Annotated in this window: 20 protein-coding genes; 7 read left to right on the top strand and 13 right to left on the bottom strand. The window is 72.8% G+C overall.

The window, feature by feature from the left end:
• The gene (locus ACIBVP_RS36135) at positions 1 to 2313 is read right to left on the bottom strand and encodes a hypothetical protein (RefSeq protein WP_396110966.1); all 2313 of its coding nucleotides are present in this window, start codon (positions 2311 to 2313) and stop codon (positions 1 to 3) included.
• A gap of 165 nt (positions 2314 to 2478) precedes the next feature.
• On the opposite strand from ACIBVP_RS36135, the gene ACIBVP_RS36130 reads away from it, so the two are divergent.
• On the top strand, positions 2479 to 5406 hold the full coding sequence (locus ACIBVP_RS36130; RefSeq protein ID WP_396110965.1) for a BTAD domain-containing putative transcriptional regulator: 2928 nt from the start codon (positions 2479 to 2481) through the stop codon (positions 5404 to 5406).
• 4 nt (positions 5407 to 5410) lie between these two features.
• On the opposite strand, the gene ACIBVP_RS36125 is transcribed toward ACIBVP_RS36130, so the two are convergent.
• Positions 5411 to 5611, bottom strand: coding sequence for a hypothetical protein (locus tag ACIBVP_RS36125; protein ID WP_396110964.1), 201 nt, complete (start codon positions 5609 to 5611; stop codon positions 5411 to 5413).
• Between the two features lie 220 nt (positions 5612 to 5831).
• Here ACIBVP_RS36125 and ACIBVP_RS36120 point away from each other — a divergent pair, with 220 nt between their 5' ends.
• From ACIBVP_RS36120 to ACIBVP_RS36095, 6 genes are all read left to right on the top strand, one after another.
• Positions 5832 to 6356 (top strand): hypothetical protein, encoded by a 525-nt coding sequence (locus ACIBVP_RS36120; RefSeq protein ID WP_396110963.1) that lies wholly within the window; start codon positions 5832 to 5834, stop codon positions 6354 to 6356.
• 38 nt (positions 6357 to 6394) lie between these two features.
• Positions 6395 to 8269, top strand: a complete 1875-nt coding sequence (locus ACIBVP_RS36115) for a trypsin-like serine protease (RefSeq protein WP_396110962.1) — start codon at positions 6395 to 6397, stop codon at positions 8267 to 8269.
• A gap of 27 nt (positions 8270 to 8296) precedes the next feature.
• Positions 8297 to 11716, top strand: coding sequence for an ALF repeat-containing protein (locus tag ACIBVP_RS36110; RefSeq protein ID WP_396110961.1), 3420 nt, complete (start codon positions 8297 to 8299; stop codon positions 11714 to 11716).
• 228 nt (positions 11717 to 11944) lie between these two features.
• A complete protein-coding gene (locus tag ACIBVP_RS36105) occupies positions 11945 to 12667 on the top strand; it encodes a DsbA family protein (protein ID WP_396110960.1) in 723 nt (240 codons plus the stop codon).
• The gene (locus tag ACIBVP_RS36100) at positions 12664 to 13518 is read left to right on the top strand and encodes a cytochrome c biogenesis CcdA family protein (protein ID WP_396110959.1); all 855 of its coding nucleotides are present in this window, start codon (positions 12664 to 12666) and stop codon (positions 13516 to 13518) included. The genes ACIBVP_RS36105 and ACIBVP_RS36100 overlap by 4 nt, the downstream gene beginning before the upstream one ends.
• A complete protein-coding gene (locus tag ACIBVP_RS36095) occupies positions 13515 to 13940 on the top strand; it encodes a hypothetical protein (RefSeq protein ID WP_396110958.1) in 426 nt (141 codons plus the stop codon). Before ACIBVP_RS36100 ends, ACIBVP_RS36095 begins: the two co-directional genes overlap by 4 nt.
• Here the strand turns inward: ACIBVP_RS36095 and ACIBVP_RS36090 are convergent.
• The 11 genes from ACIBVP_RS36090 to ACIBVP_RS36040 are packed head-to-tail and all read right to left on the bottom strand — an operon-like array spanning position 13927 to position 24189.
• Complete coding sequence (locus tag ACIBVP_RS36090) at positions 13927 to 14775, bottom strand: M56 family metallopeptidase (protein ID WP_396110957.1); 849 nt, start codon at positions 14773 to 14775, stop codon at positions 13927 to 13929. The two genes, ACIBVP_RS36095 and ACIBVP_RS36090, sit on opposite strands and share 14 nt — an antisense overlap.
• On the bottom strand, positions 14772 to 15140 hold the full coding sequence (locus tag ACIBVP_RS36085) for a BlaI/MecI/CopY family transcriptional regulator (RefSeq protein ID WP_396111123.1): 369 nt from the start codon (positions 15138 to 15140) through the stop codon (positions 14772 to 14774). The genes ACIBVP_RS36090 and ACIBVP_RS36085 overlap by 4 nt, the downstream gene beginning before the upstream one ends.
• 26 nt (positions 15141 to 15166) lie before the next feature.
• The gene (locus ACIBVP_RS36080; RefSeq protein WP_396110956.1) at positions 15167 to 16387 is read right to left on the bottom strand and encodes a PQQ-binding-like beta-propeller repeat protein; all 1221 of its coding nucleotides are present in this window, start codon (positions 16385 to 16387) and stop codon (positions 15167 to 15169) included.
• A 37-nt stretch (positions 16388 to 16424) separates the two neighbouring features.
• Complete coding sequence (locus ACIBVP_RS36075) at positions 16425 to 17576, bottom strand: iron-containing alcohol dehydrogenase (RefSeq protein ID WP_396110955.1); 1152 nt, start codon at positions 17574 to 17576, stop codon at positions 16425 to 16427.
• A gap of 2 nt (positions 17577 to 17578) precedes the next feature.
• Positions 17579 to 18250: an L-ribulose-5-phosphate 4-epimerase gene (locus ACIBVP_RS36070; protein ID WP_396110954.1), complete on the bottom strand. Its 672-nt coding sequence runs from the start codon at positions 18248 to 18250 to the stop codon at positions 17579 to 17581.
• Complete coding sequence (locus ACIBVP_RS36065; protein WP_396110953.1) at positions 18247 to 19245, bottom strand: transketolase family protein; 999 nt, start codon at positions 19243 to 19245, stop codon at positions 18247 to 18249. Before ACIBVP_RS36065 ends, ACIBVP_RS36070 begins: the two co-directional genes overlap by 4 nt.
• Complete coding sequence (locus tag ACIBVP_RS36060; protein WP_396110952.1) at positions 19242 to 20189, bottom strand: transketolase; 948 nt, start codon at positions 20187 to 20189, stop codon at positions 19242 to 19244. The genes ACIBVP_RS36065 and ACIBVP_RS36060 overlap by 4 nt, the downstream gene beginning before the upstream one ends.
• A 23-nt stretch (positions 20190 to 20212) precedes the next feature.
• The gene (locus tag ACIBVP_RS36055; protein ID WP_396110951.1) at positions 20213 to 21175 is read right to left on the bottom strand and encodes a sugar kinase; all 963 of its coding nucleotides are present in this window, start codon (positions 21173 to 21175) and stop codon (positions 20213 to 20215) included.
• Positions 21159 to 21824 (bottom strand): orotidine 5'-phosphate decarboxylase / HUMPS family protein, encoded by a 666-nt coding sequence (locus tag ACIBVP_RS36050; RefSeq protein WP_396110950.1) that lies wholly within the window; start codon positions 21822 to 21824, stop codon positions 21159 to 21161. Before ACIBVP_RS36050 ends, ACIBVP_RS36055 begins: the two co-directional genes overlap by 17 nt.
• Positions 21821 to 22756, bottom strand: a complete 936-nt coding sequence (locus ACIBVP_RS36045) for a phosphotriesterase (RefSeq protein ID WP_396110949.1) — start codon at positions 22754 to 22756, stop codon at positions 21821 to 21823. Before ACIBVP_RS36045 ends, ACIBVP_RS36050 begins: the two co-directional genes overlap by 4 nt.
• 17 nt (positions 22757 to 22773) lie before the next feature.
• Positions 22774 to 24189 (bottom strand): MFS transporter, encoded by a 1416-nt coding sequence (locus tag ACIBVP_RS36040; protein ID WP_396110948.1) that lies wholly within the window; start codon positions 24187 to 24189, stop codon positions 22774 to 22776.
• Positions 24190 to 24373: the final 184 nt, after the last annotated feature.

Below are 24373 nucleotides of genomic sequence, written 5' to 3'. Positions count from 1 at the left end.
TCAACGGCCCGCTCCGGCCGCCTCCTCCAGTTCGGTCAGCGCCCGTTCGACCGCGGCCAGGTCGGCGTCGGTCCGCGCGGCCTCGACATCGCGCAACAGCAGCACGTACCGCCCGGCGAGATCGGCCTCGCGGCGCGCGGCGCGGGCGTTCTCCGGCTCCGCCGGGTGCAGGACGGTGTCGGCGAGCCGGGCGAGCCGCGCGCCCGCGGCCTCCGCCCGCGTCCTGGTCGCGGCCGCCAGCGTCCGCCGCCTGCCCGCGAACCAGCCCGCGCCGCGCGACAGCAGGAACAGCGCCACCGTCCCGGCGAGGATGCCGCCGAGCGCGAGGACGACCTGCCATGCCTGCAGCGCGTCCGGGGTGGGTGGCGGGGGCACGACGACCCCGCGGCGTGGCACCCCGTTCGGGCTGTCCCGCATCGTGTAGTGGTCGAAGGTGTAGACGTACTCCTCGACCTCGGCGAACCGGTCGGTGTCGGTGACCCGGAAGTGGGTGCCGAGGAGGACGCCGCCGACCACGCCCGTGGTGTAGTCCTCGGGGTCGACCGGGTTGTCGGCGTTGACGAACTCCGGGCCGACGCAGTACTCGGGCTTGTAGTCACCCTCGTGGTCGAACGAGTAGACGATCACCACCGACGTGGCGACGAGGTCGGCGATCTCGGCGCACCGCTCCGCGCGCGGGTCAGTGCGGGCGGTCGGGTCGTCGACCGTCGTGGCGAGCAGCACCAGCACGATGGCCCGGTCACCGATCAGCTCGCGCGACCGCGGCACGTCGATCACCCCGGGCCCGCCCGGTTCCTCGTACACCGACGTGGTGCGCAGCCCCTCGACGGCCTTGCGCGCCTGTGCCGTCACGGGCACCGGCGGCTCGGAGACGACGAACACGAGCACGCTGACCACCGCGCCCAGCGCGACGGCCGCCCACAGCCAGCGCGGGACACCCAGCCACCGGTGCTTCCTCCCGGTGCGCGCCGGGCCTTCCTCCCGCGGCGTCTGATCCTCAGGTACCGGCTCGGACTCCGGTTCGGGCAGCAGCTCGAGGCCCTCCTCGGCGACCCGGCGGACCTCCTCCATCGCCACCGAGGTCCGCGCCTGGTCGTAGAGCCGCCGGGCGGTGGCGTGCCGCTCGGCCACGGCCGGGTCGACCGGTTCGCCGCTCTCCTCCGCCGCCAGCACCCTGGCGCCGAGGTCACCGATGACCGCCAGCGCCGCCGCGGTCTCCGCCCGCAGCTCCACCTCGGCGGTGGCGGCGCGCCTGCGGCGGCGCAGGAGCGCGGCGCCCGCGATCACGACGGCCGAGCCGACGAGCACCCACGGCGCGAGTGCCCAGACCGTGCGCTGGACGTCGAACGGCTGGGGCCTCGGCTGGGGCGGTGGCTGCGGATAACCCCACGAGGTCTCCGTCAACAGCAGGTCCAGCCGTGTGATCGTGTCCCGCAGCAGGGACCGGCTGCTGCCCCCGGACAGCACCGTCAGGTCGGCCTTCCCGTAGGCGAACGCGCGGGCCGCGAGCGCCTTGCCCCGGTCCGCGGCCACGACGTCGAGCCAGTGGCCGTGCAGCACCAGGACCACGTCGTCGGGGAAGGCCGCGCCGAGCGGGGTGGCGTAGTCGACCACCGGCTGCCCCGGCTCGAGGTGCGGGAACGCGGCGACGCGGATCCCGAGGTCGTACTCCTTCCGCGCGGTCGCCGCGACGTCGTCGCCGATGACGTCGGTGCGGCCGGGCGCGTTGTACACCGGGTCCTCCCGCAGCGCGGCGACCAGCTCGGCCACCCGGTCCGGCGGCGCGGGCACCGGCGCGGCGTGGGTGATCTCCACGTCCTCGGCGACGTCCGGCGCCAGCCCCTTCCCGAGCCGGGCGAACACGACGAGCCGCTCGGTGATGTCGCGGTTCGCGGTGGAGGTGCGCAGCTCGTCGAAGTCGGCGGGGAGCTGGTGCTCACGGTGGGACGGAGCGCCGTACATCGTGACGTCCAGGCCGGTGACGACCACGACCGGCACCTTCCGGTCCATCGCCCACGTCTGGATCGGACGGCTGACGATCTCGCTGTACTGGTTGTCGTCGCCCTCCGACGGGTACAGGTCGAAGTCCACGACGGGGAGCACGACGAGGCGGACGGCCCGGCCCAGTTCCTCGCGCACGCGTGCCTCGTCGAACCGGGCGATGGTCCCCGGCGCCCGGACGACCTGCTGCCCGTCCGTCAACGCGGCGACGATCGGCGCCGGGTCGACACGACCCGCGGGCTGGGCGGCCGCGGGCGACGCGGCGATCCCGAGAACCGCGAGCAGGCAGACGACGAGCACACGCAGAGGCACCCCCGCAGCATTCCAAACAGGATCTTCCCGGTGGCACGGACCCGTCGGCGGGCGGCTGCCGGACCGTGACACCGCCATCACTTTCCGGTTGACCTTGCCCGACCGTTCACGCACGATGATGCGGCGCCGGCGACGGCGAGTCGCTGAGTGAAGCGGAGGGCGCCAGTGGCTCAAGGTGACCGCACGATCTATCGCCTGTTGGGCCCGCTGGAGGTCGGCCACGAGGGCGAGCAGGCCATCGTCCGGCCTGGCCGGCAGGAGATCGTGTTGTGCGTGTTGCTGCTCAACGCGAACCGGGTCGTCAGCATCGACCGGCTGATCGACGCCGTCTGGGACACCGACCCACCGGCCACGGCACGCACACAGGTGCAGATCTGCGTGTCCGCGCTGCGGGCGAACCTCGGCAGGATCGGGCTGCCGGCGTCCATCGTCACCAAGCCGCCGGGGTACCTCATGCGCGTGGCGGACGGGGAGCTCGACGCGCAGGTGTTCGGCGCGCACGTGGCCGGCGCCGACGACGCGGTTCGGGCGGGTGATCCCGCCGAGGCGGCCGGCCTGCTCGCCGCCGCCCTGGCGTTGTGGCGCGGTCCCGCGCTGGCCGGCCTGCGCAGCCCGGTGCTGCGGAGCATCGCGGTCCAGTTCGACGAGCGCCGGTTGTCCGCGACCGAGACGAGGTTCGACCTCGAGTTGCGGCTCGGCAGGCACCGGCAGCTGGTCGACGAGCTCAGCGAGCTGGTCGACGCCAACCCGCTGCGGGAACGGCTACGCGCGCTCCTGATGCTCGCCCTGTACCGGTCGGGACGGCAGGCGGACGCGCTCGACGTCTACCGGACGGGGCGCGCCTTGCTGATCGACCAGCTCGGCCTGGAACCAGGCGACGAACTACGCGCGCTGGAGGCGACGATCCTGGCCGGCGGCGCGGACCCGGCGCCGGACGGTCGCGGCCCGGCCCGCACCCCCGAGGTGTCCTCGTTGTCCCAGCTGCCCGCGGACACCGAGGACATCACCGGCCGGGACGACCTCATCGCGGAGATCGAGCGGGTGCTCCGTGCCGGGACGCGGGTGGTGGTGCTGACCGGGAAACCGGGGGTCGGCAAGAGCACGCTGGCGGTCCACGTCGCGCACCTGCTGCGGGCTGCCTTCCCTGACGGCCAGCTCTACCGTGACCTCGGCGGCGCGCGGTCGACGCCCGCGAGCCCACTGGAGGCGCTCGGCCGGTTCCTGCGCGCGGTCGGCGTGCCGGGCGAGGCCGTCCCGGACGATCTCGACGAACGGGCCGAGCTGTACCGGCAGGTGCTGGCGACCAGGCGGACGCTGGTGGTGCTCGACGACGTGGCGGACGAGGGCCAGCTCCGGCCGCTGCTGCCGGGGACCGGGGACAGCGCCGTGCTCGTCACCAGCCGCGCACGGCTCGCCGGGCTGCCCGGCGCACTGCGGTTCGACGTCGACGTGCTGGGCGCCGAACACGCGCTCGAGCTGCTCGCGAAGGTCGTCGGCGAGGAGCGGATCACCGCGGAGCCCGACGCCGCGCACGCACTGTTCCGGCTGGTCGGCGGGTTGCCGCTGGCCATGCGGATCGTGGCGGCCAGGCTCGCGGCGAGGCCGCACTGGTCGCTGGCCTGGATGCTGGAACGGCTGTCGGACGAGCGCCGAAGACTCGACGAGCTCACGCACGGCGACCTGATGGTCCGCGCCAGCCTGGCCATGACCTACGACGGCCTCGACCCCGAGGCACGCAGGCTGCTGCGGCTGCTCAGCGTGTTCGACGGGGCGAGCTTCCCCGGCTGGTTCGCCGCCGCCGTGCTCGACATCGACTACTACGCCGCGTTCGACCTGCTCGAACTGCTCGTCGACGCGCAGATGCTGGAGATCGCGGGCCTCGATCCCGGCGGCGGCCCGCGCTACAAGTTCCACAACCTGATCCGGCTGTTCGCCAGGGAGCGGCTGGACGCCGAGGAGTCCGACGCGGACTGGCTCGCCGCCGTGACCAGGGTGACCGGTGGCTGGCTGGCCATCGTCGACGAGGCGCACCGGCGGATCTACGGCGGCGACTTCACGGTGCTGCACGGCGACGCGCCCCGGCTGCCGCCCCCGCGGTCCTATGTGGATGGCGTGCTGGCGGACGACCCGTTCCGGTGGCTGGACGCCGAGCACGCGAACCTGTGCGCGGCCGTCGAACTGGCCGCCACGAGCGGGCTGGCCGAGGCGTGCTGGGACCTCGCGTGCACGCTGGTGACGGCGTTCGAGGCACGGTGCCTGTTCGACGACTGGGCCCGCACCCACGAACAGGCCCTCGCCGCGGTTCGCGCGGCCGGTCTCCGCCGAGGCGAGGCCGCGCTGCTCTGCTCGCTCGGCTCACTGCACCTGAGCAGGGCACGACCGTACGAGGTGGCGGAGGAGTACCTGCTGCCCGCGCTCACCACGTTCACCGCGCTCGGCGACCGCCACGGCGCGGCACTGGCGCTCCGTGACCTCGGCCTGCTCGACCGCGGCTACCAGGACGGCGACCGGGCGGGCGGGCTCTTCTCCCGGGCGCTCGACGGGTTCCAGGAGGTCGGCGACCTCATCGGGCAGGCGCACGTGCTCGGCGAACTCGCCAAGATCGACATCGACACCGGCCTGATCGAGCGGGCGGAACAGCGGCTGACCGTCGCGGTGCGGATCGCGGGCTCGGCCGCCAACCACCGGGTCACGACCCAACTCCGGTTCCGGATGTCCGAGCTGATGATCAGCCAGGGACGGTACACCGAGGCCCGGGCCGTGCTCACCGAACTCGTCGGGAAGGTGCGCGCCGCGGGCGACATCGCCGGGGAGAGCCGGATCCAGCACCGCCTGGGCCGGGTCCACGCCAAGCTCGGCGAGCTCGACGCCGCCGAGCAGGCCATGCTCACCGCCGCCGCGCTACGGGAACGCGCCATGGAACACAGCGGCCGGGCCGAGATACTGCTTGAACTCGCCGGCGTGCTCGCCGAGCACGGCAGGTCCGCGCGAGCGGCAGAACTGCTCACCACGGCCATGGTCTCGTTCACCGACCACGACCTGACCGACCCCCTCCGGCGCGCCACCACGTTGCTCGCCGGCCTCGGGGTGTGAGGGCTCAGACCGCCGGTTCCGCGATCTCGCCCCACGGCGTGCCGGTGCAGCACCCCGGACCGGCGGTGTTCATGACCGGCCCGCTGCCCGGTGCGTTCGGCGGTGCGATGGCCGGTGCGATGGCCAGTCCGATGCCGGTGGCCACCGGCAGCGCGAACACGGCGGCGGCGACCGCCGCCCGAACGGCGTTGCCGAGTCTGTTCATGGGTCTACCGCTCCATCACGTCGTGCGGGCACCGGCGTGACGACAGCGTAAGCGACCTCGTTATCACGGGCTTATCGCGGACGCCCGCCGTGCGCGATGCCTCCGCGATAACGCCGTGAACATGCTTGTCAGGCATGTACCCCCCGCGACTCGTCCCGGCTCATCGCCGCCGGACACGGCCGCACGTCAGCGCCGGAGTTCACCGCCACAGGAGACCCGTATGAGACACCCGTTGAGAGCGGCGCTGGCCGCCACGCTCGCCGCGGCCGCCGCCTTCCTCGCCTTCGGCACCGGCGCCGCGCCGGCCGGAGCCGACGTGGCCCCGCAGGCCGACGAGGCACCACCGTTCGCGATCGAGGACTTCAACTACCCGCAGGCCGCGCAGATCCAGGCGGAGCGCGGATTCCTGCTCAAGCGCGGCGACGGCCACATCGTGCTGCTCGCCCAGTGCCCCGCCGACACGACCGATCCCGACCTGCTGCGGATCGCCGCGCGGGGCCAGCCCGGCACCGGCTACGTGTGCTTCAACGTCTCCGGGAACACCGGGCACCTGACCCTGGAGATGCCGTCCGTGTACGGCGTGCGCACCGGGAACTTCGACAGTGAGGTCGTCCTGACCCCCGACGACGGCACGACGACGAAGACGTACGACGTGCCGCCGAACACCTTCGCGGGCGTCGGTGAGAGTGACCCGAACGGTACCGGCGGCGAGTACATGCTGCTGGAAATCACGGTCTCGCGTTGACCGGCCACCGCTCCCAGCACCGCGTGAGGAACTCCGTCATGACAAGACCCACCCGGACCCGCTCGACCAGACTGGCCTTGGTGTCGTGCCTGGCCCTGGCCGCCGCCGCGGTGACGACCGCGCCCGCTGCGGCCGTCGTCGGCGGCTCCGCGAACCACACGTTCGTCGTGCGGCTGGACATCGGCGCAGGCACCCGCGCCTGCACGGGCGCACTGGTCGCGCCCTCCTGGGTGCTCACCGCCGCCAGCTGCTTCGTGACCACGCCCGGCACCGACACCCCGCCGTCGGGCACGCCGCCCCAGACCGTCACCGCCACGATCGGCCGACCCGACCTCACGACCACCGCGGGCGCGGTGCGGAACGTGGTCCGGCTCGTGCCGCACGAGTCGCGGGACCTGATGATGGCCCAGATCGCCCTGCCCGTCCCGGGGGTCAGCCCCGTGGCGGTCAGCTCGACCGCGCCGACGGCGGGCGAGCAGCTGACGCTCCCCGCCTACGGCCGCACCGCCACCGAATGGGCCCCGCTGCACCAGCACACCGGCACCTTCACCGTCGACGCGGTCACCGGCGGGGACCTCGCGCTCACCGGGCAGAACGGTGCCGCCGTGTGCGCAGGTGACACGGGCGGTCCCGCGCTGCGCACCACCGGCGCGGGCGTCGAGGTGGCCGCGGTGAACAGCCGTTCCTGGCAGGGCGGCTGCTTCGGCACACCGGCGACCGAGACCCGCACCGGCGCCGTCGACACCCGTGTCGACGACGTGCGGCCGTGGATCGCGGACGTCGCACAGAGCGCCTACTGGACCAACGCGCACTCGGTCAGCGGCGACAACCAGACCGACTCCGCGGTCGCGACCTCGCACAACGGCAGGTTCACCGCGGTGGTGTGGGAAGACGACCGGCTGGGCACCAACCCCGCCGACACCGTCGGCACCAACGTCTTCCTGCGCGTCTACCAGGACGGGCGGGCCAAGTTCACCCGCCCGGTCACCTCGACCGGCGCGGCGGACTGGAAACACATCCAGCCCGACGTCGCGGTCCGCGACGACGGCACGACAATCGTCACCTACGCGGACGACCACGACGGCAACCGGTACTACGACATCAAGGTGAAGACGTTCGACTCCGTCGCGCACGAGACCGGCGCGGTCGTGGTCAACGCGAACACGCCCGGGCAGCAGCAGAACCCCAGTATCGCCGCCGACCCGAACGGCACCGGCTTCGCCATCGCCTTCGAAACCTGGAACGGCGCCCCGAAACAGGTGCACCTGGCGTTCTACTCCGCCATCACCGCGAAGAAATGGGAACAGATCATCAGCCCCGGCGCGGGCCCCAACCAGGACCCCGACGTGGCGATGGGTGCCGACGGTGACGCGGTGGTGGTCTGGGAAACCGACAACGACGGCAACGGTGAGTTCGACCTCCGCCTGCGCGGGTTCTCCCCCACCGGCTCGGAATCCCTGACGTTCCGGTCCGCCGGCGGCACCGGGGACCGGCGGGACGCGAGCATCGCCGCCGACTACGCGGGCAACTTCGTCGTGGGCTGGCAGGACGACGGCACCGCCAACCGCCGGGTCGCGGTCCGGTCGTTCACCGCGGCGGGCGCCGCGGGTGCCATCAACTACGGCCCGAACGGGGCGGAACCGGAGGTCGGTGTCGACGACCAGCGGCGCGCCGTCGTCACCTGGCGGTACGGCGGCCAGGTGTACCTGCGGGGCGTCAACGCGGACGGCAGCACCACCGGCAGGCTGCCGACGCTGCAGGCCACCCCCGTGGCCAACTCCGGCCCTGACGTCGAGCCCGCGGTGGCAGTCGATCCGTACGGCTCCATCACCCTCACCTACACGAAGACGATCAACGCAGCCGGGTTCAACCAGATCCAGTACGGCACCGGCCTGAGCAACTTCGGCTGGTAAGTCCCTGCCTGTGAAAGGAAATCCGTGATGTCCTCGAACGAATGGACCAGACGCCGGGTGCTCCGCGCATTCGGTGGCGCCGCCGCACTGACCGTCCTGCCCACCGGGTTCGCGTTCGCCGGCGCCGGCAACGCGGCCGCGGAGACCACCCCGACGGAGGGGGGTCTGCCGGACACCCCCCGAGGTCGGGCGCTGTGGCAGTACAAGATCGGCGGCAAGGCGGTCCGCCGCGAGGCGAAGACCGCACTGACCGGTTCCGACGCGGACCTCACGGATTTCCTGAACACCCGGCTACAGCACGCCATCGACGAGGACAACCAGTTCGCCCTGTTCGCCGCACTGCCCTTCGCCGGTCGCGCGACCACCACCGGGATCAACAACGCCCTGTCCGGCGGCAGCGCCGCCATGTCGACCTTCCTGAGTGACGGCTTCAGCGCCGCCGTCACCGAGGACAAGCGGGTCGAGGTGCTGACCGTCAAGAACACGGGTGGCTCCGCGGTGCAGCGGGCCGCCGACGACGCACTGAACACCAACACCCTCGCCGCGTTCACCGAGTTCATCGACGAGGGCCAGTACCCGGCCCACCACGAGGACGCCCGGGTCCTCGTCTTCGGCATGCTCGCCACCGCGTCACCGCAGGTGAAGCTGTACGCCGAGCGGGCCCTCGACGCCGGTACCCCGGGGGCGATCGGCTGGTTCCTGCGCACCGGCCAGTACATCGCGCGCGCCCGCGACGAGGAGTCCGCCACCATCGAGCAGCTGGTCGGAATCGTCGAGCGGGAAGGCCGGATCGCCCAGCAGTGCACCGATCAGGCCGTCGCCCTGTCCAACGCCGCGAAGGAGGCGGCGGTCAAAGCGAAACAGGCCGCGCTCGCCGCACTGGACGAGGCCCGCGCAGCGCAGAACGACGTGCGCCGCTCGGCGAGGGCGGCCAACGCCGCCGCCCGCGCCGCGCGGAACGCGGCCGCCTGCGCGACCACCGCGATCAGCGCGTCCCGCACCGCGCAGGCGGCCGCGCGCCGAGCCGCGTACGCCGCCCAGGCCGCCGCGCACGCCACGGCCGCGGCGGGCCGTGCGGCCGCCAGCGCATACAACGCGGCCATCTCCGCGTCCAAGAACGCGAGCACGGCGGCCGCCGCACGCAACGCCGCCGAGACCGCCCGCAACGCGGCAGGGAAGGCGCGTGATGCCGCGCGGGCCGCCGAGTGGGCACGGGTCGCCAGCTGGGGCGCGGTCGTGGCGGGTAGCGCGGCCGCGGCCGCCGCCACCGACGCGGCATCGGCTGCGACCGCGTCGGCCGACGCCGCTGCCGCTGCCGGAGTGGCCCAGGCCGAGGCCGAGGAGGCCCGTCAGGCAGCGGCCGTGGCCAACGCCGCGGCGGCGCGCGCCAACCGTGCCGCGGCCGCCGCACGGTCCTTCGCCAACCAGGCCTCGTCGGCGGCCGCTGCCGCACGCGATGCCGCGAACAGCGCGGCCGACCACGCGGACGCCGCCGCGGCTGCCGCCGAGGAGGCCGCGGACCACGCCGGCGAGGCGATCGACTACGCCAACCGTTCCACGGCGGCAGCCCAGAAGGCCGTCACGGCCGCCAACCTCGCGATGGACACGGTCAACCAGGCACGGACCGTGGAACAGGCGGCCAGGGACGCCGAAGCCGCTTCACTGACCGAGGAGATCGAACTCGGAGTCGAACTCGCACAGCGGGACGCGCGGGCCGAGGCGGACGGGCGCGCCTCGCTCGCCCGGCAGCAAACGCAGAACGCGCTGACCGACGAAGCGATCCGCACCTTGATCGCGGATGCCGAGACCGCGTTGCGCGACGGCGACACCGGCCAGGCGGTCACGTTGGGGCGCCAGGCCGCGGTCAAACTGATCACGACCGGTGTCACCAGGAGCTGGACGAGATCGGCGGCCGAATTCGCGGTCGCCGGCGGTGATGAGGACGTACTGGCATGGCTGCGCACCGACCGGTTGCTGTCACAGCGCCAGGACGACAACGAATCCGTCGCCGCCGTCGCCACCGTGTCGACAGTCGCCGTCGCCACCGCCGCCGCCCAGGCACTGGACAACGACGATCCCGCCGCGGTCACCGAATTCCTCACGACCGGCGCCGTCAACGCCGCGGCGGAGGACAACCGGGTGCTGATCTTCGACATCCTCGCGGGCGGTCCCGGGCCGGCGGTGCGCGCAGCGGCGCAGGCAGCGCTGGACGACGGATCGGCCGCGGCGTTGCACCACTTCCTCAAGGTGTCCATCGTTGACGCGTCGGCGGAGGACGACCAGGTCGAGGCGTATCGGCTGCTCAACGAGGGCGGCCCGTACACGAAGGCGGCGGCGCAGATCGCGCTCGCGGGCACCACCACCATGCGACGCGGGTTCGTCGCCGGCACCCAGTTCGACACCGCTCAGCTCGACCAGGACCGTGCGGCCCACATCGCCGCGATCCGGGCCGCCATCGCACACGCGGCCCGCGTCGCCTCGAAGGCGCTGGAGAACGCGGCCCTTGCCTCCAAGGCCGCGGCGGAGGCCAGGCAAGCCGCCGACGAAGCGGTCACCTGGGCGAACAAGGCGGCCGGGTACGCGGCGGACGCCGAGCGGTCGGCCACCGAAGCCGCGAACAACGCCACCGCCGCCGAGCAGTCCGCCGCGGACGCCGAGCGCTCCGCCGACCAGGCGGCGCAGGCAGCGGCCGTAGCGAACAGGGCGCGGCGGTCGGCGAACTACTCGATGCTGCGTGCGCTCGACTCCGCGGGCCGGGCGGTCGGGTACGCCCGCGACGCCCAGGTCTCGGCGTACAACGCCCGCGCGTCCGCGATCCAGGCCGGCCAGGACGCCGCCGCGGCGGCGACCGCGGCGACCGAGGCACGAATCATCGCCATCCAGGCCGCGGATGCCGAAACCGCGGTCGTGACGCACGGGGCGGTCACGAACGCCCAAGAACACGATGACGCCGGAACGGATCTCCACAGTGACGATCCCGACGCGCACGGCGACTCGTCGATTTTCGGTTTGTGGCCGTTCACCGTCGAGGAAACCGCCGCGTTCATGGCGAAGTACTACGACGGGCTCGCCGACTGGGCCGGTCTGGTCTCCAACATTGCCGGTGTCGGCGCACTGTTCACCGCTCCAGCCCTGCCGCTGTCCGCTGTTCTCTCCGCGATCGGCACCACCGCCAAGGTGACCTCCATTCTCGCCGGATACGGTGCGGCGGTGGCGTCCGGCGTCGCGTACGGCTGGGAGAGCAAGAAGTTCCACACGGCCCTCGGTAAGGCGATGGTGAACACCGTCTTCACCGGGATCGGCATGACCAAGCTCGGGAAGTACATAAGGGATGGCTCGGATGCCCCCTTGGGCCACACGCTGGAGCATTACTACGAAGACATCGGATCGTGGACCGATCACCGGGTGGAGGACGCCATCGGCTGGGTCCACAACCTCTTCGACTGACCCGGCCTGACCACCCCGCGAGTCCCGCTCTGCACGAGAGCGGGACTCGCGGGGTGTGTCACGTGCGCGCACCCGGGCCTCCCCCGCCGGTGGTCCGCGAGATCATCCGCCTGCACGAAACGTACAACTCGGTGTGTCCGAGAGCGCGACTCGCGGGGTTGTGGGTCTGTTCGGCCGTGTGTCTACTATGGTGCATAGTAGATGATGTCGGACGGGGCAGGAGGTGCCATGGGGAGCAGAACCGGTGCGCGTGGCGAGGTCTGGGTGATCGTCGTGCTGGCCGTCGTCGCGGTCGGTCTGGTCGTGTACCTGGTGGCGGCCAAGGGGGACGCCGCGACCGCGTCCGGTGGCACGCGTGACGCGGGGCACACGGCCGAGTCGTCCGAGGCGCCCGGGCCGCTGGATCGCCTTGCCCGCCGCGATGACGGGGATCCGCTGGCGCTCGGCGCCACGGACGCGCCGGTCACGCTCGTGATGTACTCGGACTTCCGCTGCCCGTTCTGCGCGAAGTACACCCGCGACACCGAGCCGCTGCTGGTCGACCGTTACGTCCACGACGGTGTCCTGCGGATCGAGTGGCGCGACTTCCCGATCTTCGGGGACCAGTCCGTGGCCGCGGCGCGAGCGGGCCGCGCGGCGGGCGCGCAGGGACGGTTCTGGGAGTTCAACCACGCGGTCGCCGCGGCGGCGCCCCCGCGCGGGCACCCCGAGATGACCGAGCGAACGCTGATCGACTTCGCCAAGCAGGCCGGTGTCCCGGACATCGCCCGGTTCACCGCGGAGCTGCGCGACGGCACCCACGACGCCGCGATCGGGGCCGACCTCGTCGAGGGGCAGTCGATCGGCGTGTCGAGCACGCCGGCGTTCGTGATCAACGGCGTCCCGGTACTCGGCGCACAGCCGCTCGAGGAGTTCACGCGCGTGATCGACGCCGCCGCGGCCCGGTCATGACCGGGGTCGGGTTGCTCGGCGCGTTCCTCGGCGGACTGCTCGCCCTGGTGAGCCCGTGCTCGGCGTTGCTGCTGCCCTCGTTCTTCGCCTACGCCTTCGACCGGCTGGGTGCGCTGGTCGCCCGCACCCTCGCGTTCTACCTCGGGCTCGCCGCGGTCCTCGTGCCGCTCGGCGCGGGAGTGGGTGCGCTCGGCGCGTTGCTGACCCGCTACCGCGGCATCGCCACCACGATCGGTGGGCTGGTGGTCGTGGCGCTCGGTGTCGCCACGATGCTCGGCCTGGGCTTCGGCGTCGCCACCGCCCAACGGGCCACCGCGCGCATCCGGGTGTCCTCGTTCGCGTCGGTCGTCGCGCTCGGTGCGGTGTACGGCCTCGCGGGGTTCTGCGCGGGCCCCCTGCTGGGCAGCGTGCTGACCGTGTCCGCGGTCGGCGGTGACCCGTTCTACGGTGGGCTCCTGATGGGTGTCTACGCGCTGGGAATGGCGGCGCCGCTGTTCGTGCTCGCCGTGGTGTGGGAACGGTTCGGGCTCGGGCGACGGCGGTGGCTGCGCGGCCGCGAGCTGCGGTGGGGGCCGGTGCGCACCCACACCACGTCGCTGGTCTCCGGCGCGTTGTTCGTCGCGATCGGACTGCTGTTCCTGCTGACCGAGGGCACCGCGAACCTGGGTGGGTTCGTCGGTGTCGACGAACAGTACGACCTGCAGCTGTGGCTCGGACGAGCGGCCAGGGCCGTGTCCGACGCCGCCGTTCTCCTCGTCGCCGTGCTGGCCGCGATCGGCCTGCTCGTACTCAGGCTGGTGCGCAGGCGGCACGCGGAGCGGGTCGAGTCGCGTGAGGGGGAGCCACGGTGAGGTCACGGAACTACCGATACGCCAGAGCGGCCGCGCTGGGGCTGCTCACCCTGCTGGTCGTCGGCGTGCCGACGGACATCGTCGCCAACCCCTGGTTCGGCCGGGAGATCCCCGTGCGCTGGTGGGAGTACCCCGTGCTGGCCGCGACCGTGCTCCTCACCACCGCGTGGTTCGCCATCCAGGCACCGCGGCGGGCCGAGGGCCGGGTCGCGTCCGGGGTGCTGCTGGCGGTGTTCGCCGTCGGCTGCCCGGTGTGCAACAAGATCGTGCTCGCGGCCATCGGCACCTCCGGTGCGCTCGGGCTGTGGGCGCCGGTGCAGCCGGTGCTGGCCCTGGTCTCACTGGCGCTGCTCGCGCTCGCCGTCGGCGTGCGCTGGCGGCTGCGCGGGTGTGTCGGCGAGGAATGCGTCACACCCGGGTGAGGCACCAGAGCAGGAGCAGCACCGCCGCGGAGGCCGTCGCGAACGCCGCGGGCACCGCCGACATGAGCACCACCGCCACCGTGCTGACCCGAGACCAGCCCGGCCCCGCACCACAGGGCCGCGCGGACCGCACCGCACCCGTGCCGTGGCGCCGCGCCGCGCCGACGTCGGCCGCGAGCTCGGCGAGCACCCGCACCGCCGCGGGCGCCCGCCTGCACAGCGGCACGAACGGCAGCGCCGAGGCGAGGACCTCCGCGCCCAGCACCAGCAGGTGGTGGCGGCCACGCAGGTGCGCCTCCTCGTGCGACAGGATGGCCGCCCGCCTGCGGGGCCCCAGCCCGTCGACCGCGCTCGTCGCGACCACCCAGCCACGACGTCCGCCCACGCTGTAGGCCACCGGCAGCGGCGCGTCCAGCCAGAACACCCCGCGGTCGGGGCGGGCGAGCGCGCCGAGCAGGGACACGTGGTCGCGCCGCCACCGCCGCTGCCTGCGTACGGCGCCGACGGCCACCACCGCGACCCGCATCACGAGGCTGAACAGCACGGCGGCGACGCCGAGCCGGACAACGTGCGCCCAGACGACGTCGCCGTCCTGCCGCACGATGTTCACGCAGCTGCCCGCCATGCCGATGAACCCGTCCAGGCCGCTGCCCTTCGGCAACGCCAGCAACAGGCTCGCCACGAGCATCGCGCCGACGAACAGGACCGCGGAGCTGGCCCACGCCACGAGCGCGAGCCCGGGCCGCACGGCAGGCCTGACCATGGCGGCCAGGTACCAGGGTCCGAGCACGCCGATCACGGTCGCGGCGAGGACGAGCCCGATCGCCAGCGTCACGGCTCCTCCGCCACGTTCTCGGCGCCGAGGGCACGGCGCAGGATGCGTGCCTCCTCCGGCGAACTCGAGCGGGCGAAGTGCAGCAGCACCCGCTCGACGTCGCCGCTCGACTCGAGGACCTCGCGCAAGAGCCGGGCCCCGACCTCCTCCCGCGACGCGACGGGGGTGTACGCGAACGCCCGGCCGACCTGCTCCCGGCGCACCCAGCCCTTGCCGTGCAGCTTGTCCAGCACGGTCAGCACCGTCGTGTATGCCAGCGGCCGGTCCGGCGCGAGGGCCTCCAGCACGTCTCGCACCAGCATGGGGGCGTGCGCCTCCCACACCACGTCCATCACCGCCGACTCGAGCTCACCCAGCCCGCGCACCCCGGTCACCTCCCGGTCCCGTCCGTTCACGCCCGCCGGTAGGCCACGACGGCCTGCCCGGAACCCGCCACCCTGGCGCCGTCACCGCCGCCCTGCACCGGGGCGAGCAGTACCCCGCCCTCGGCCCGCGCCCACGGCACCGGCCACGAACCCGTCGCGACCGTCTTCCCCGTCCTGATGTCGACCGCCACCGACCGGCCGTCCGCGCTGCCGTAGACGACGTCCCCGTCCACGACCGTCAGGTCCAGCGCTGCGCCGTCCGCGCGCTCCCACCGGACCTCACCCGTCGCGCGGTCCACCGCACGCGCACCGGCCGGGTCGGCGACGACGACCGCGCCGGCGTCCGGGAGGACGGTGGTCCGCAGGTCGTCACCACCGGCACCGGCCGTCGTGATGGCCCGGCCCGACCGCAGGTCGTGCAGCACCGTCTCGACGGTACCGTCCTGGCGCTCCCACCGGACGGCGATCACGTCCCGGTCCGAGGCACGCGGCGCGTCGGCCGGCTCGGCACGCCCGCCCGCGAGGTCCGGCGACCGCCACAGGGTCGCGCCGGTGGACGTGTCCACCGCGGTCAGCTCGCCGTCGCGGGAGAACAGGCCGACGCCGTCGTGCTCGTACACCGGCTCCGAACCGGCGGGGCCGGGCACCGGTTCGCCGGTAGCCGCCGCGAGCATCAGCTTGCCCGTCTCGGCGTCCGCCCCCACCACCGACGGTGAGTTCTGCCAGAAGATCAGCCCCGGACCCTGCACCGGACCGGGCACCGTCACCGGTCCCCACACGCGTTTCCCGGTGTGCACGTCGTAGGCGCTCGCGGCCACGGTCGTCGCGAGCTTGCCCGCGCGCGCGTCACCGTCGTTGGACAACACGACGGCCACCGCCCGCCCCGCCGCCTCGCTCACGCCGAACGACAGGCACGCGGGATCGGTCTCCACCGACCACCGCGTCACACCGGTGCCGTCCACACCGACGATCGACAACGCCGACTGGTCGTCCTTCGGGTAGATCACGCCGACGAACACGTCCGCCACCGCGTTCGGCATGTCGTCGAACGGGGCGCGCCACCGCGGCTCCCCGACCAGCGCGGGCCGCGCCCCGTCCGCCACCTCGGGCGCGGGACGCGCCGGCGCCACCGAGCTGACCGGCTCCTCCACCGGCTCACCAGGGACGGCGCACCCCGCCACCCCCGCCGCCACGGCCAGCGAACAAGCGATGACCAGGACACGAACATCCGCACCGGTTCGACTCACGACGACGACTCTACTATGCAGCCTAGTAGTGAGGCGTTCAGGCGGCGAGTTCGAGGACCGTCGTGACCTCGGCGTCGGTGAGCGGGAGCGGATTGCCGCGCATGCTGCTGGAGCGTTGTGCCGCGGCGACGACCTCGGTGGTCTTCTCCGGCGTCCATCCCATGGCGGTGAGGCGGGGAACCTCCAGTTGCCGGACGGTTTCCTCGATCCAGGTGACCAGGTCGGCCGGTTCGGCGGGTCGGCCGAGAACAAGACCGGCGGCTTCCGCGTAGCGGGCGACGGCGGGGCTGTCGGGCCGCCTCGCGTGCAGGGCGGTGAGGTTCCGGGCGACGACCGGGCCGAGCAGGCGGGCGCAGATGGCACCGTGCGGGGCGGCGAGGACACCGCCCAGCACCCCGGCGATGCCGTGCACGGCGCCGAGTTTGGCGTTGGCGAGCGCGATCCCGCCGAAGGTGGCGGCGAGGCTCATGTCGCAGCGGGCGGCGAGGTCCTCGCCAGCACCGTGGGCCCGACGCAGGCTGCGGCCCGCCCGGCGCAGGCCCTCCCGTGCGTACCCGTCCGACAGCGGGTTCGCGAACACGGACACGAGTGGTTCCAGGCACTGGGTCAGCGCGTCGAGCCCGCTCGCCGCCGTGACCGCGGGAGGGCACGTCAGGGTGAGCGCCGGGTCCACGAGCGCGACCGCGGGCAGCACCGCAGGGCCGCGGACGCTGACCTTCACACCGTGCGACGGCACGGCGAGCACGGCGTTGGCGGTGGCCTCGGACCCGGCCCCCGCCGTGGTCGGGACGGCGATCACGGGCACGCCGGGCGCCTCGACCGCGCGCCCCTCACCGACCACCTCGAGATAGGTCTCGGGCGGCGCGTCCTGCCCGAGCAACGCGCCGACCGCCTTGGCCACGTCGATGACGCTGCCGCCACCGACCCCCACCACGATGTCCGGGCCGAACTCCCGCGCGTGCCGCAACTCCGACCGCACCACGTCGACGGTCGGCTCACCGGTGACCCCGCGAACGTCGACCTCGCCGCCAAGACCGGACAACAGGCCGGCGTACCGTCGCGCGGACCCACCCGCGAACACCAGGCAACGCCGCCCGCGCGCCGCCACCAGGTCGGGCAACCGCTCCGCCGCCACACCGGGCCCGAACAGCACCTCACCGGGAACACGCAACACGAACGACGTCGCCACGGCTAGGCTCCCCGCCCCACGGGCTGCTGCCCGTAGTCGGACAGGTACCACCGGCGGGACGCCGCGACGGCGTCCGGCGCCAGCGCGGCCACGGGCCCACGCTGGAGCGCGAGGTGGGCGTGCTCGGCGCACTCCTCCGTGTAGATCGCGGCGCGCAGCGCCTTGTCGACGGTGGCGCCGATGGTGAAGACGCCGTGCGAGCGCATCAGCACCGCGGAGCCGCCGCCGACGTGCCGCACCACCTCCCGGCCGATCTCCTCCTCGCCGATGACGGCGTAGCCGGAGCACGGGATGGGTCCCCCGAACAGCGCGGCCTGCGTCGTCGTCAGCACGGGCACGTCCTCGCCGCGGATGGCGAACGTCGTGGCGTAGCGGGAATGCGTGTGCACCACGCCGTGCACGTCCTCGCGTTCGCGGTAGACCAGGCAGTGGGAGAGCGTGTCCACGGAGGGTTTCAGCTCGCCCGCGACGACCCGGCCGTGGTCGTCGACGACGACGAGGTGCTCCGGCGCCAGGTCCGCGAAGGAGACACCGCTGGGCTTGATCGCGATCAGCCCGGTGCCCGGGTCACGACCGGACACGTTGCCGCTCGTGCCGACGACGAGACCGGCCGACAGCAGTTCGCGGTTGGCGCGCCAGACCTGCTCGCGCAGGTCGGAGGGGAACGTGCTCACAGTGCCTCCAGCTGTTCGGAGCCGATCGAGACCGACACGTCCACGGCCGCCAGCTCGTCCTCGTCGACATGGATCGTCGCACCCAGCGTGGCCGCGACCCGCTCGACGATCCGGCGCGCCGAGATCCCGTACTTGTCCTTGAGGTACGGGGCGCTGGCGCCGTGCGCGAACTGGTCGTCGATCCCGATGCGCAGCAGCGGGGTGCCGACCGCCGCCTCCGCCATCCGCTCGGCGACCGCGGTCCCGAGGCCACCGATGACGTTGTGGTTCTCGACCGTCACGACGAGCCGGGACGCCGCCCGCGCCATGTCGACGACCGCCGGGTCGGCGAACGGCTTGAGTGTCGTGACGTGCGCGTGTGTGGCCGAGATCCCGTTGCGCTGCAACACCTCGCACGCACGTATGACCTCCTCGGTGCAGATGCCCGACGAGAAGACGGTGATGTCGGCGCCCTCGCGCACGCGGCGGACGCGGTCGAGTTCCATCGGGGTGGAGAACAGCCGCGGCACCGCGCCACGGAGCATCCGCACGTACACCGGACCGTCCACCGCGTACGCCACGTCGAGAACGCTCTCGATGTCGGTGGCGTCGCCGGTCTCCAGCACGGTCATGTTCGGCAGGCCGCGCATGAGGGACACGTCCTCGATGGCCTGGTGCGTCACCCCGCCCGGCGTCATGATCCCGGGCAGGAAGCCGATGAGCTTCACCGGGAGGTTCGGGTAGCAGACCGACATCGCGAGCTGGTCGTAGGGCCGCCGGACGAGGAACACCGCGAACGTGTGCAGGAACGGCACCATGCCTTCGCGCGCCATGCCGCCCGCCCAGCTGAGCATGTTCTGTTCGGCCATGCCCATGCTGAAGAACCGGTCCGGGTAGGTGTCGCGGAACCTCGCGATCTCGGTCGACCCGGTCAGGTCACCGGACAGGACGCACACGTCCGGCTTGTCGGCCGCCCACGCCACGAGGTTGCGGGAGTGGACCTGCTGCTCGATCACGATGCGTCTCCTCTCAGGGCGTCGAGCGCCTCGCGCAGCTCGCGCCGGTCGGTGTCGTCCTTGGGACGCACGTAGTGGAGGTTGGGCTTGCGCGCGTTCAGGTACGGCACACCGCGCGCGGTGTCGGTGTAGCAGAGGAGCGCGAACGGGCGGTCGCCCGCGCGCGTCGCCACGGCCGTCTCGATGGCGGCCGGGTCGTGCCCGTCGACCACCGCGACCTCCCAGCCGAACGCCGTGAAGCGGGCGTCGATCGGCTCGACGTTCATGATGTCCGCGGTGCGGCCGTCGACCTGCTGCCCGTTGACGTCGACGAACAGGAGCAGGTCCGACAGCGAGTAGAAGGCACTGGCCTGCACGCCCTCCCAGGTCTGCCCCTCCTCGAGCTCGCCGTCGGACATGAACACGACGGTGCGTCCGGTGTCGCCTTTTCGCTTGCGCACCAACGCGATCCCGGCGGCCTGGCTGAGTGCCTGGCCGAACGAGCCCGTGGTCAGTTCGAAGCCGGGCGAGTGTTCGGCGCCGATCATCTCCAGGGTGCTGCCGTCGGTGTTGAACGTCTCGAACGCCCCGGGCTCCAGCCGGCCGACCGACTCCAGCGCCGCGTAGATCGCCACGGCGTAATGGGCGGGCGAGATGAGGAACCGGTCGAAGCCCGGTCCCTTCTCGCCGTGGAACCGGCCGCCGGACGGGGATGGCGCCCGCGCGCCGGGAACGCCCGTGAACGGCGGCGCCGGCAGCGGCTCTGGCACCTCGGCCAGCCGCAGCACGCGGGTGTACAGCGTGGCCAGCATCTCGGCGGACGACAGGGCCTGGCTGAGGTAGCAGCCGTCCTGCAGCAGGGTCAGTTCCAGCACGCGCGCACGGATGCGGCGCGCGACGCTCTCCGGCGTGACGTCCGCGGTGGCCAGTGCGGACCGGTCCGCCGGCATCGTGGTTCCGCTCATCGCGGTGTCTCCCTTCGACGGCGTCATCGGTTGAGGTTCGTGTTCGGGTCGGCCATCACGTCGGCGAGCTCCTGCCGGGTCGTGATCACCTGCTCGCCTCGCTGGGACAGGGCCAGCGCCGCCATCGCGGTCGCCAGCATCGGCGCGTGCTCCAGGTCGTCGGACAGCCAGCCGTGCAGGAAGCCCGCCGCGAGGCCGTCGCCCGCGCCGAGCCGGTCGACGATGTCGACGGGGCAGGCCGGGGCGGTGACGCGGCGGCCGTCGACCGACGCGACGACGCCGTGCTCGCTGGAGCTGACGAGCACGTGTCGCGCCGAACTCATCTCGCACAGCGCCGCCAGCGCGTCCTCGGCGGTGGGGCCGAAGCCGAACAGCTGCCGCGCGTCGCCGTGGCGGCAGAACAGGATGTCCGCGCTCTCGACGAACGGCCGCAGCTTGGCGGCGGCCTCCTCGCAGGTCCACAGCCGGGCGCGGAAGTTGACGTCGAACGACACCGGCACGCCGCGGTCCCTGGCCCGGCTGAACGCCTCCTCCACCACCTTGTGCACGCCGTCCGAGAGCGGCACGGTGAGCCCGGTCAGGTGGATGAGCCGGGTGTCGAGGACCGAGTCCCAGTTCACCTGCTCGGGGGTGAGCTGGGTGAACGCCGTGCCTGCCCGGTCGAAGTGGACGAGCGTGGGCCGGGGCGCCGCCCCGTACTCCACGAAGTAGCTGCCCACCCGCGCACCCGGGACGCGGACGACGTTGCCGATGTCGACCCCGTGGGCCGTCAGCGCGTTCTCGACCCGGCGTCCGAGCGGACCGTCCGGGACCGCGCTCGCCCAGCCGGTCCGCCACCCCAGCCGCGCGAGGCTCGAGACGACGTTCGCCTCCGTGCCGACGACGTTGACGTCCAGCGACGTGGCCACCTCGAGCCGGTCGCCCGAGGGCACGCTCAGCCGCAGACCGCCCTCACCGATCGCCGTCACGTCATAGCGGGGCGCCATGCCACACCTCCAGGTCGTCGAGTTCGCGCCGCAGCGCCTCCGTGACCCGCGCGGGGTCCGCCGCCTGCGCGATGGCCTTGCCGACGGCGACGACGTCGAACGGTCGCCCGGCGAAGTGCCGCAGGTCGCCGGGGCCGATGCCGCCGGCGAGCGTCACCTCCCGGTCGCCGAGGTCCATCGCGGCGAGCCGGTCCAGCGCACCGCGGGTCGTCTCGTCGTCGGCGGCGGTGACGCCGCCCGGCCGGTGGACGATGACGCGGCGGACCTCGTCGACGAGCAGCGCGGCGAGTGCCTCCTCCGTCCACGTCGGCCACAGTTCCACCTCGACCTCGCCGCCCGCGCGCGCCGCCGCGCGGGCGGCGCCCGCCACGACCGCCCTGCCCGCCTCGCCCACGACGGTGACCCGGTCGGCTCCCGCGTCGAACACCATGCCGGCGAACATCTCACCCGCGCGCGCGATCCGCACGTCCGCGACCAGCGGCGCGCCCGGCACCGCGGCACGCAGCGCCCGCACGGCGTCCAGTCCGCGGTGCAGCAGGAGCACCGTGCCCGCTTCGACGACGTCCACACCGGACCGTGCCGCCACCCGGACCGCACCGGCGAGGTCCTCGGTGTCGAGTGCGAGCTGGATCAGTGGACCGCGTGTCACGGCCGGGGCTCCGCCAGCGAGTACAGCCGCGCCGGGTTGTGGACCATGAACTTGTCGATCTGGGCCTCGGTGAAGCCCTCCTCCAGCAGGCGCGGCAGGAACCGCTGCTTGATCCACTGCCAGCCGGGGCCGAAGCCGTAGACGGTGTGGTGCGACCGGCGGCCCATGTCGTTGCACAACATGAGCTGGTCCTCGTAGCCGTCCTCGACCAGCTGGCGGAGCAGGGCGATGCGCATGCTGTCGGGGTAGTACTTCGCCTTCCCCGGCCCGTCGTAGATGAGGGACGCGCCGGTCTCCAGCATCTTGCGGTGGTACCAGAGGTCGGGGTTGCGGTCCACGTGCGCCACGATGAACCGGGACAGGTCGAAGCCCTCGTCGGCCGCGATCTCCAGGATCTCGATGCCCATCGTGCCGTTGGTCGTGTGCGCGTGGACGCACACCCCGGTCTCGTTCGCCGCCTGCACGGCGGCGCGGATGACGTGCTCCTCCCCCGGCGTGATGTGCAGGTACGCGCCGCCGACCTTGATCCACCCGGCCTTGGCGTCGGTGCCGTCCATCCCGACCGTGATGTCGTCGACCATCTCCTGGACGACCACGTCACGGTCCCACTCGGCGATGTCGTCTGGCATGCCGTGCTCCTGGCAGATGTAGCCCGTGCACGCGACCACGTGGACGCCGGTCTCCTTGGCCGCCCGCGCCATCCCCTCGGCGTCGCGGCCCCACGTCTTCGGGGTCGCCTCGACGATGGTGCCGCCGCCGATCTCGCGGTACTCGCTGAGCATCTGGACGGCCTTGTCGTAGTCGTCCAGCAGGTGGTCCGTCTCGTTCTTGGACCCGTGGCCCTGCGGCCTGGTGAGGATGTGCTCGTGGGCGAGCGTGTACCCGAGTGTCGACGCGTCGACGTCGCCGAGCACCGTCCGAACCTTGCCCATGTGATCTCCTGTCTCCATCAGTGGGATGTGGGGTGGGATGCGCGATCCGGCGCCGAGGGCAGCGCCGCGATCTGCTCGAGGCTGCGCCCTCGGGTCTCCGGTGCCCGGCTGTAGATCGCCGCACCGACGACCAACAGCGCGGCCATGATCAGGAACGCCGGGGTGACGGCGTCCTGGGTCGCCTTCGGCGTGATGAGGTTTCCGCCGCCGGAGACGATCCCGAGGAGGGCGGGGCCGAACACCTTGCCCAGCGCGCCGAGGCCGTAGGCCAGGCCGAGCCCGGTGCCGCGCACCTCGGAGGGGAACATCTCGGCCGTGTAGGTGTTGAGGATGCCGAACGAGCCGTCGCCGAAGAGGAACGCGCCCAGCACGCCGAGGTAGAAGACCGACACGCCGACCAGGACCGCGTCGCCCGCCATGGCGGACACGGCGACGAACCCGGCGCCGACGAGGCCGCAGGTCACCATGATGGGACGGCGGCCGAGACGCTCGGCGAGGCGGGACGTGATCAGCCTGCCGACCAGCGACATGGCGCTGACGAGGATGAACATGTTCGCGGCGTCCGCGGCGGTGATGTCGAGCAACTGCGTCAGCAGGGTCGGTCCCCACGCCTGCACGGAGGCCGATGCCGTGATGAAGCAGAACGAGCCGATGGTCGTGATGAGCAGGACCCTGCGGTGGTCGCGCCACACCCGGCGGTAGCCCGTGCCGTTGCGCTCCGCGGCCAGCTCCTCCGCGGTCGGGAGTACGACGTCGGCGGGGTCCATGTGGCGGTACCAGGCGACGCTGGCCCGTGCCTCCTCCAGCCGGCCCTGGCTGACGAGCCAGCGCGGCGACTCCCGGACGATCATGCGGATGGGGAACATCAGCAGGATCGGGATCAGGCCGAGGAGCAGCAGGCCGCGCCACCCGAGCGAGTCGCCCCACAGGGACGCGGCCTGCGCGCCGAGGTAGAGCCCGACCGGGATGAAGACCACGGTGAGCCCGGCGAGCCTGGCGCGCAGGCGGCTGGGGACGAACTCGGAGATGAGCGGGATGTCGACGACCGGGAGCCCGCCGACGCCGAACCCGACCACGAGCCGGAACAGGGCCAGCAGCAGCCAGCTGCCCTCGGGCACGGCGGCGCAGGCCCCGGTGGCGAGCGTGAAGATGGCGACGGTCCACAGGAAGCAGGCGCGCCTGCCGATCCGGTCGGCGAGCCGTCCCCACACGATCGCGCCGAGTGTCGTGCCGAGACCGCCCGCGAGCAGGATGACGGCGCTCTCGCCGAACGTGAGGCCCCACGGCCCGGCGATCATCGACAGGATGAATCCGATGATGAAGAAGTCGAAGAACTCGACGGTGTTGCTGACGACGGCGGCGCCGACGAGCAGCCGCTGACGTGTGGTGAGCGGCGTCTGCTCGATGGCGGGAATCGTGGCGGTGGAGTGCACCGAAGGTCCTCCTCGTTGAGAACGCGCTGGGCGGGTTGTCCTCGGCGGTGTAGGGGGTGTCGAGGACCGTCACCGTTTCCCACGGCCGCGCCGGGCGGCAATCGCATGCTGAGCGGATGTTCACCTCCACGGTCCGCCTCACCGGCGGTTTCCGCAGCGTGAGTGCGTACCATGCGATGGTGTG

Origin of the sequence: Actinophytocola sp. NPDC049390, assembly GCF_044466355.1 — a bacterium.
Classification (GTDB): domain Bacteria; phylum Actinomycetota; class Actinomycetes; order Mycobacteriales; family Pseudonocardiaceae; genus Actinophytocola.
Note: the sequence above shows the minus strand (reverse complement) of the source record. Positions and strands in the feature narration are given on the sequence as shown.

What these genes read in the sequence shown, in the direction of transcription:
- ACIBVP_RS36125 (WP_396110964.1), bottom strand. Translation starts at nt 5,611, where the DNA reads ATGAACAGACTCGGCAACGCCGTTCGGGCGGCGGTCGCCGCCGCCGTG.
- ACIBVP_RS36120 (WP_396110963.1), top strand. Translation starts at nt 5,832, where the DNA reads ATGAGACACCCGTTGAGAGCGGCGCTGGCCGCCACGCTCGCCGCGGCC.
- ACIBVP_RS36115 (WP_396110962.1), top strand. Translation starts at nt 6,395, where the DNA reads ATGACAAGACCCACCCGGACCCGCTCGACCAGACTGGCCTTGGTGTCG.
- ACIBVP_RS36110 (WP_396110961.1), top strand. Translation starts at nt 8,297, where the DNA reads ATGTCCTCGAACGAATGGACCAGACGCCGGGTGCTCCGCGCATTCGGT.
- ACIBVP_RS36105 (WP_396110960.1), top strand. Translation starts at nt 11,945, where the DNA reads ATGGGGAGCAGAACCGGTGCGCGTGGCGAGGTCTGGGTGATCGTCGTG.
- ACIBVP_RS36100 (WP_396110959.1), top strand. Translation starts at nt 12,664, where the DNA reads ATGACCGGGGTCGGGTTGCTCGGCGCGTTCCTCGGCGGACTGCTCGCC.
- ACIBVP_RS36060 (WP_396110952.1), bottom strand. Translation starts at nt 20,189, where the DNA reads ATGAGCGGAACCACGATGCCGGCGGACCGGTCCGCACTGGCCACCGCG.
- ACIBVP_RS36055 (WP_396110951.1), bottom strand. Translation starts at nt 21,175, where the DNA reads ATGGCGCCCCGCTATGACGTGACGGCGATCGGTGAGGGCGGTCTGCGG.
- ACIBVP_RS36045 (WP_396110949.1), bottom strand. Translation starts at nt 22,756, where the DNA reads ATGGGCAAGGTTCGGACGGTGCTCGGCGACGTCGACGCGTCGACACTC.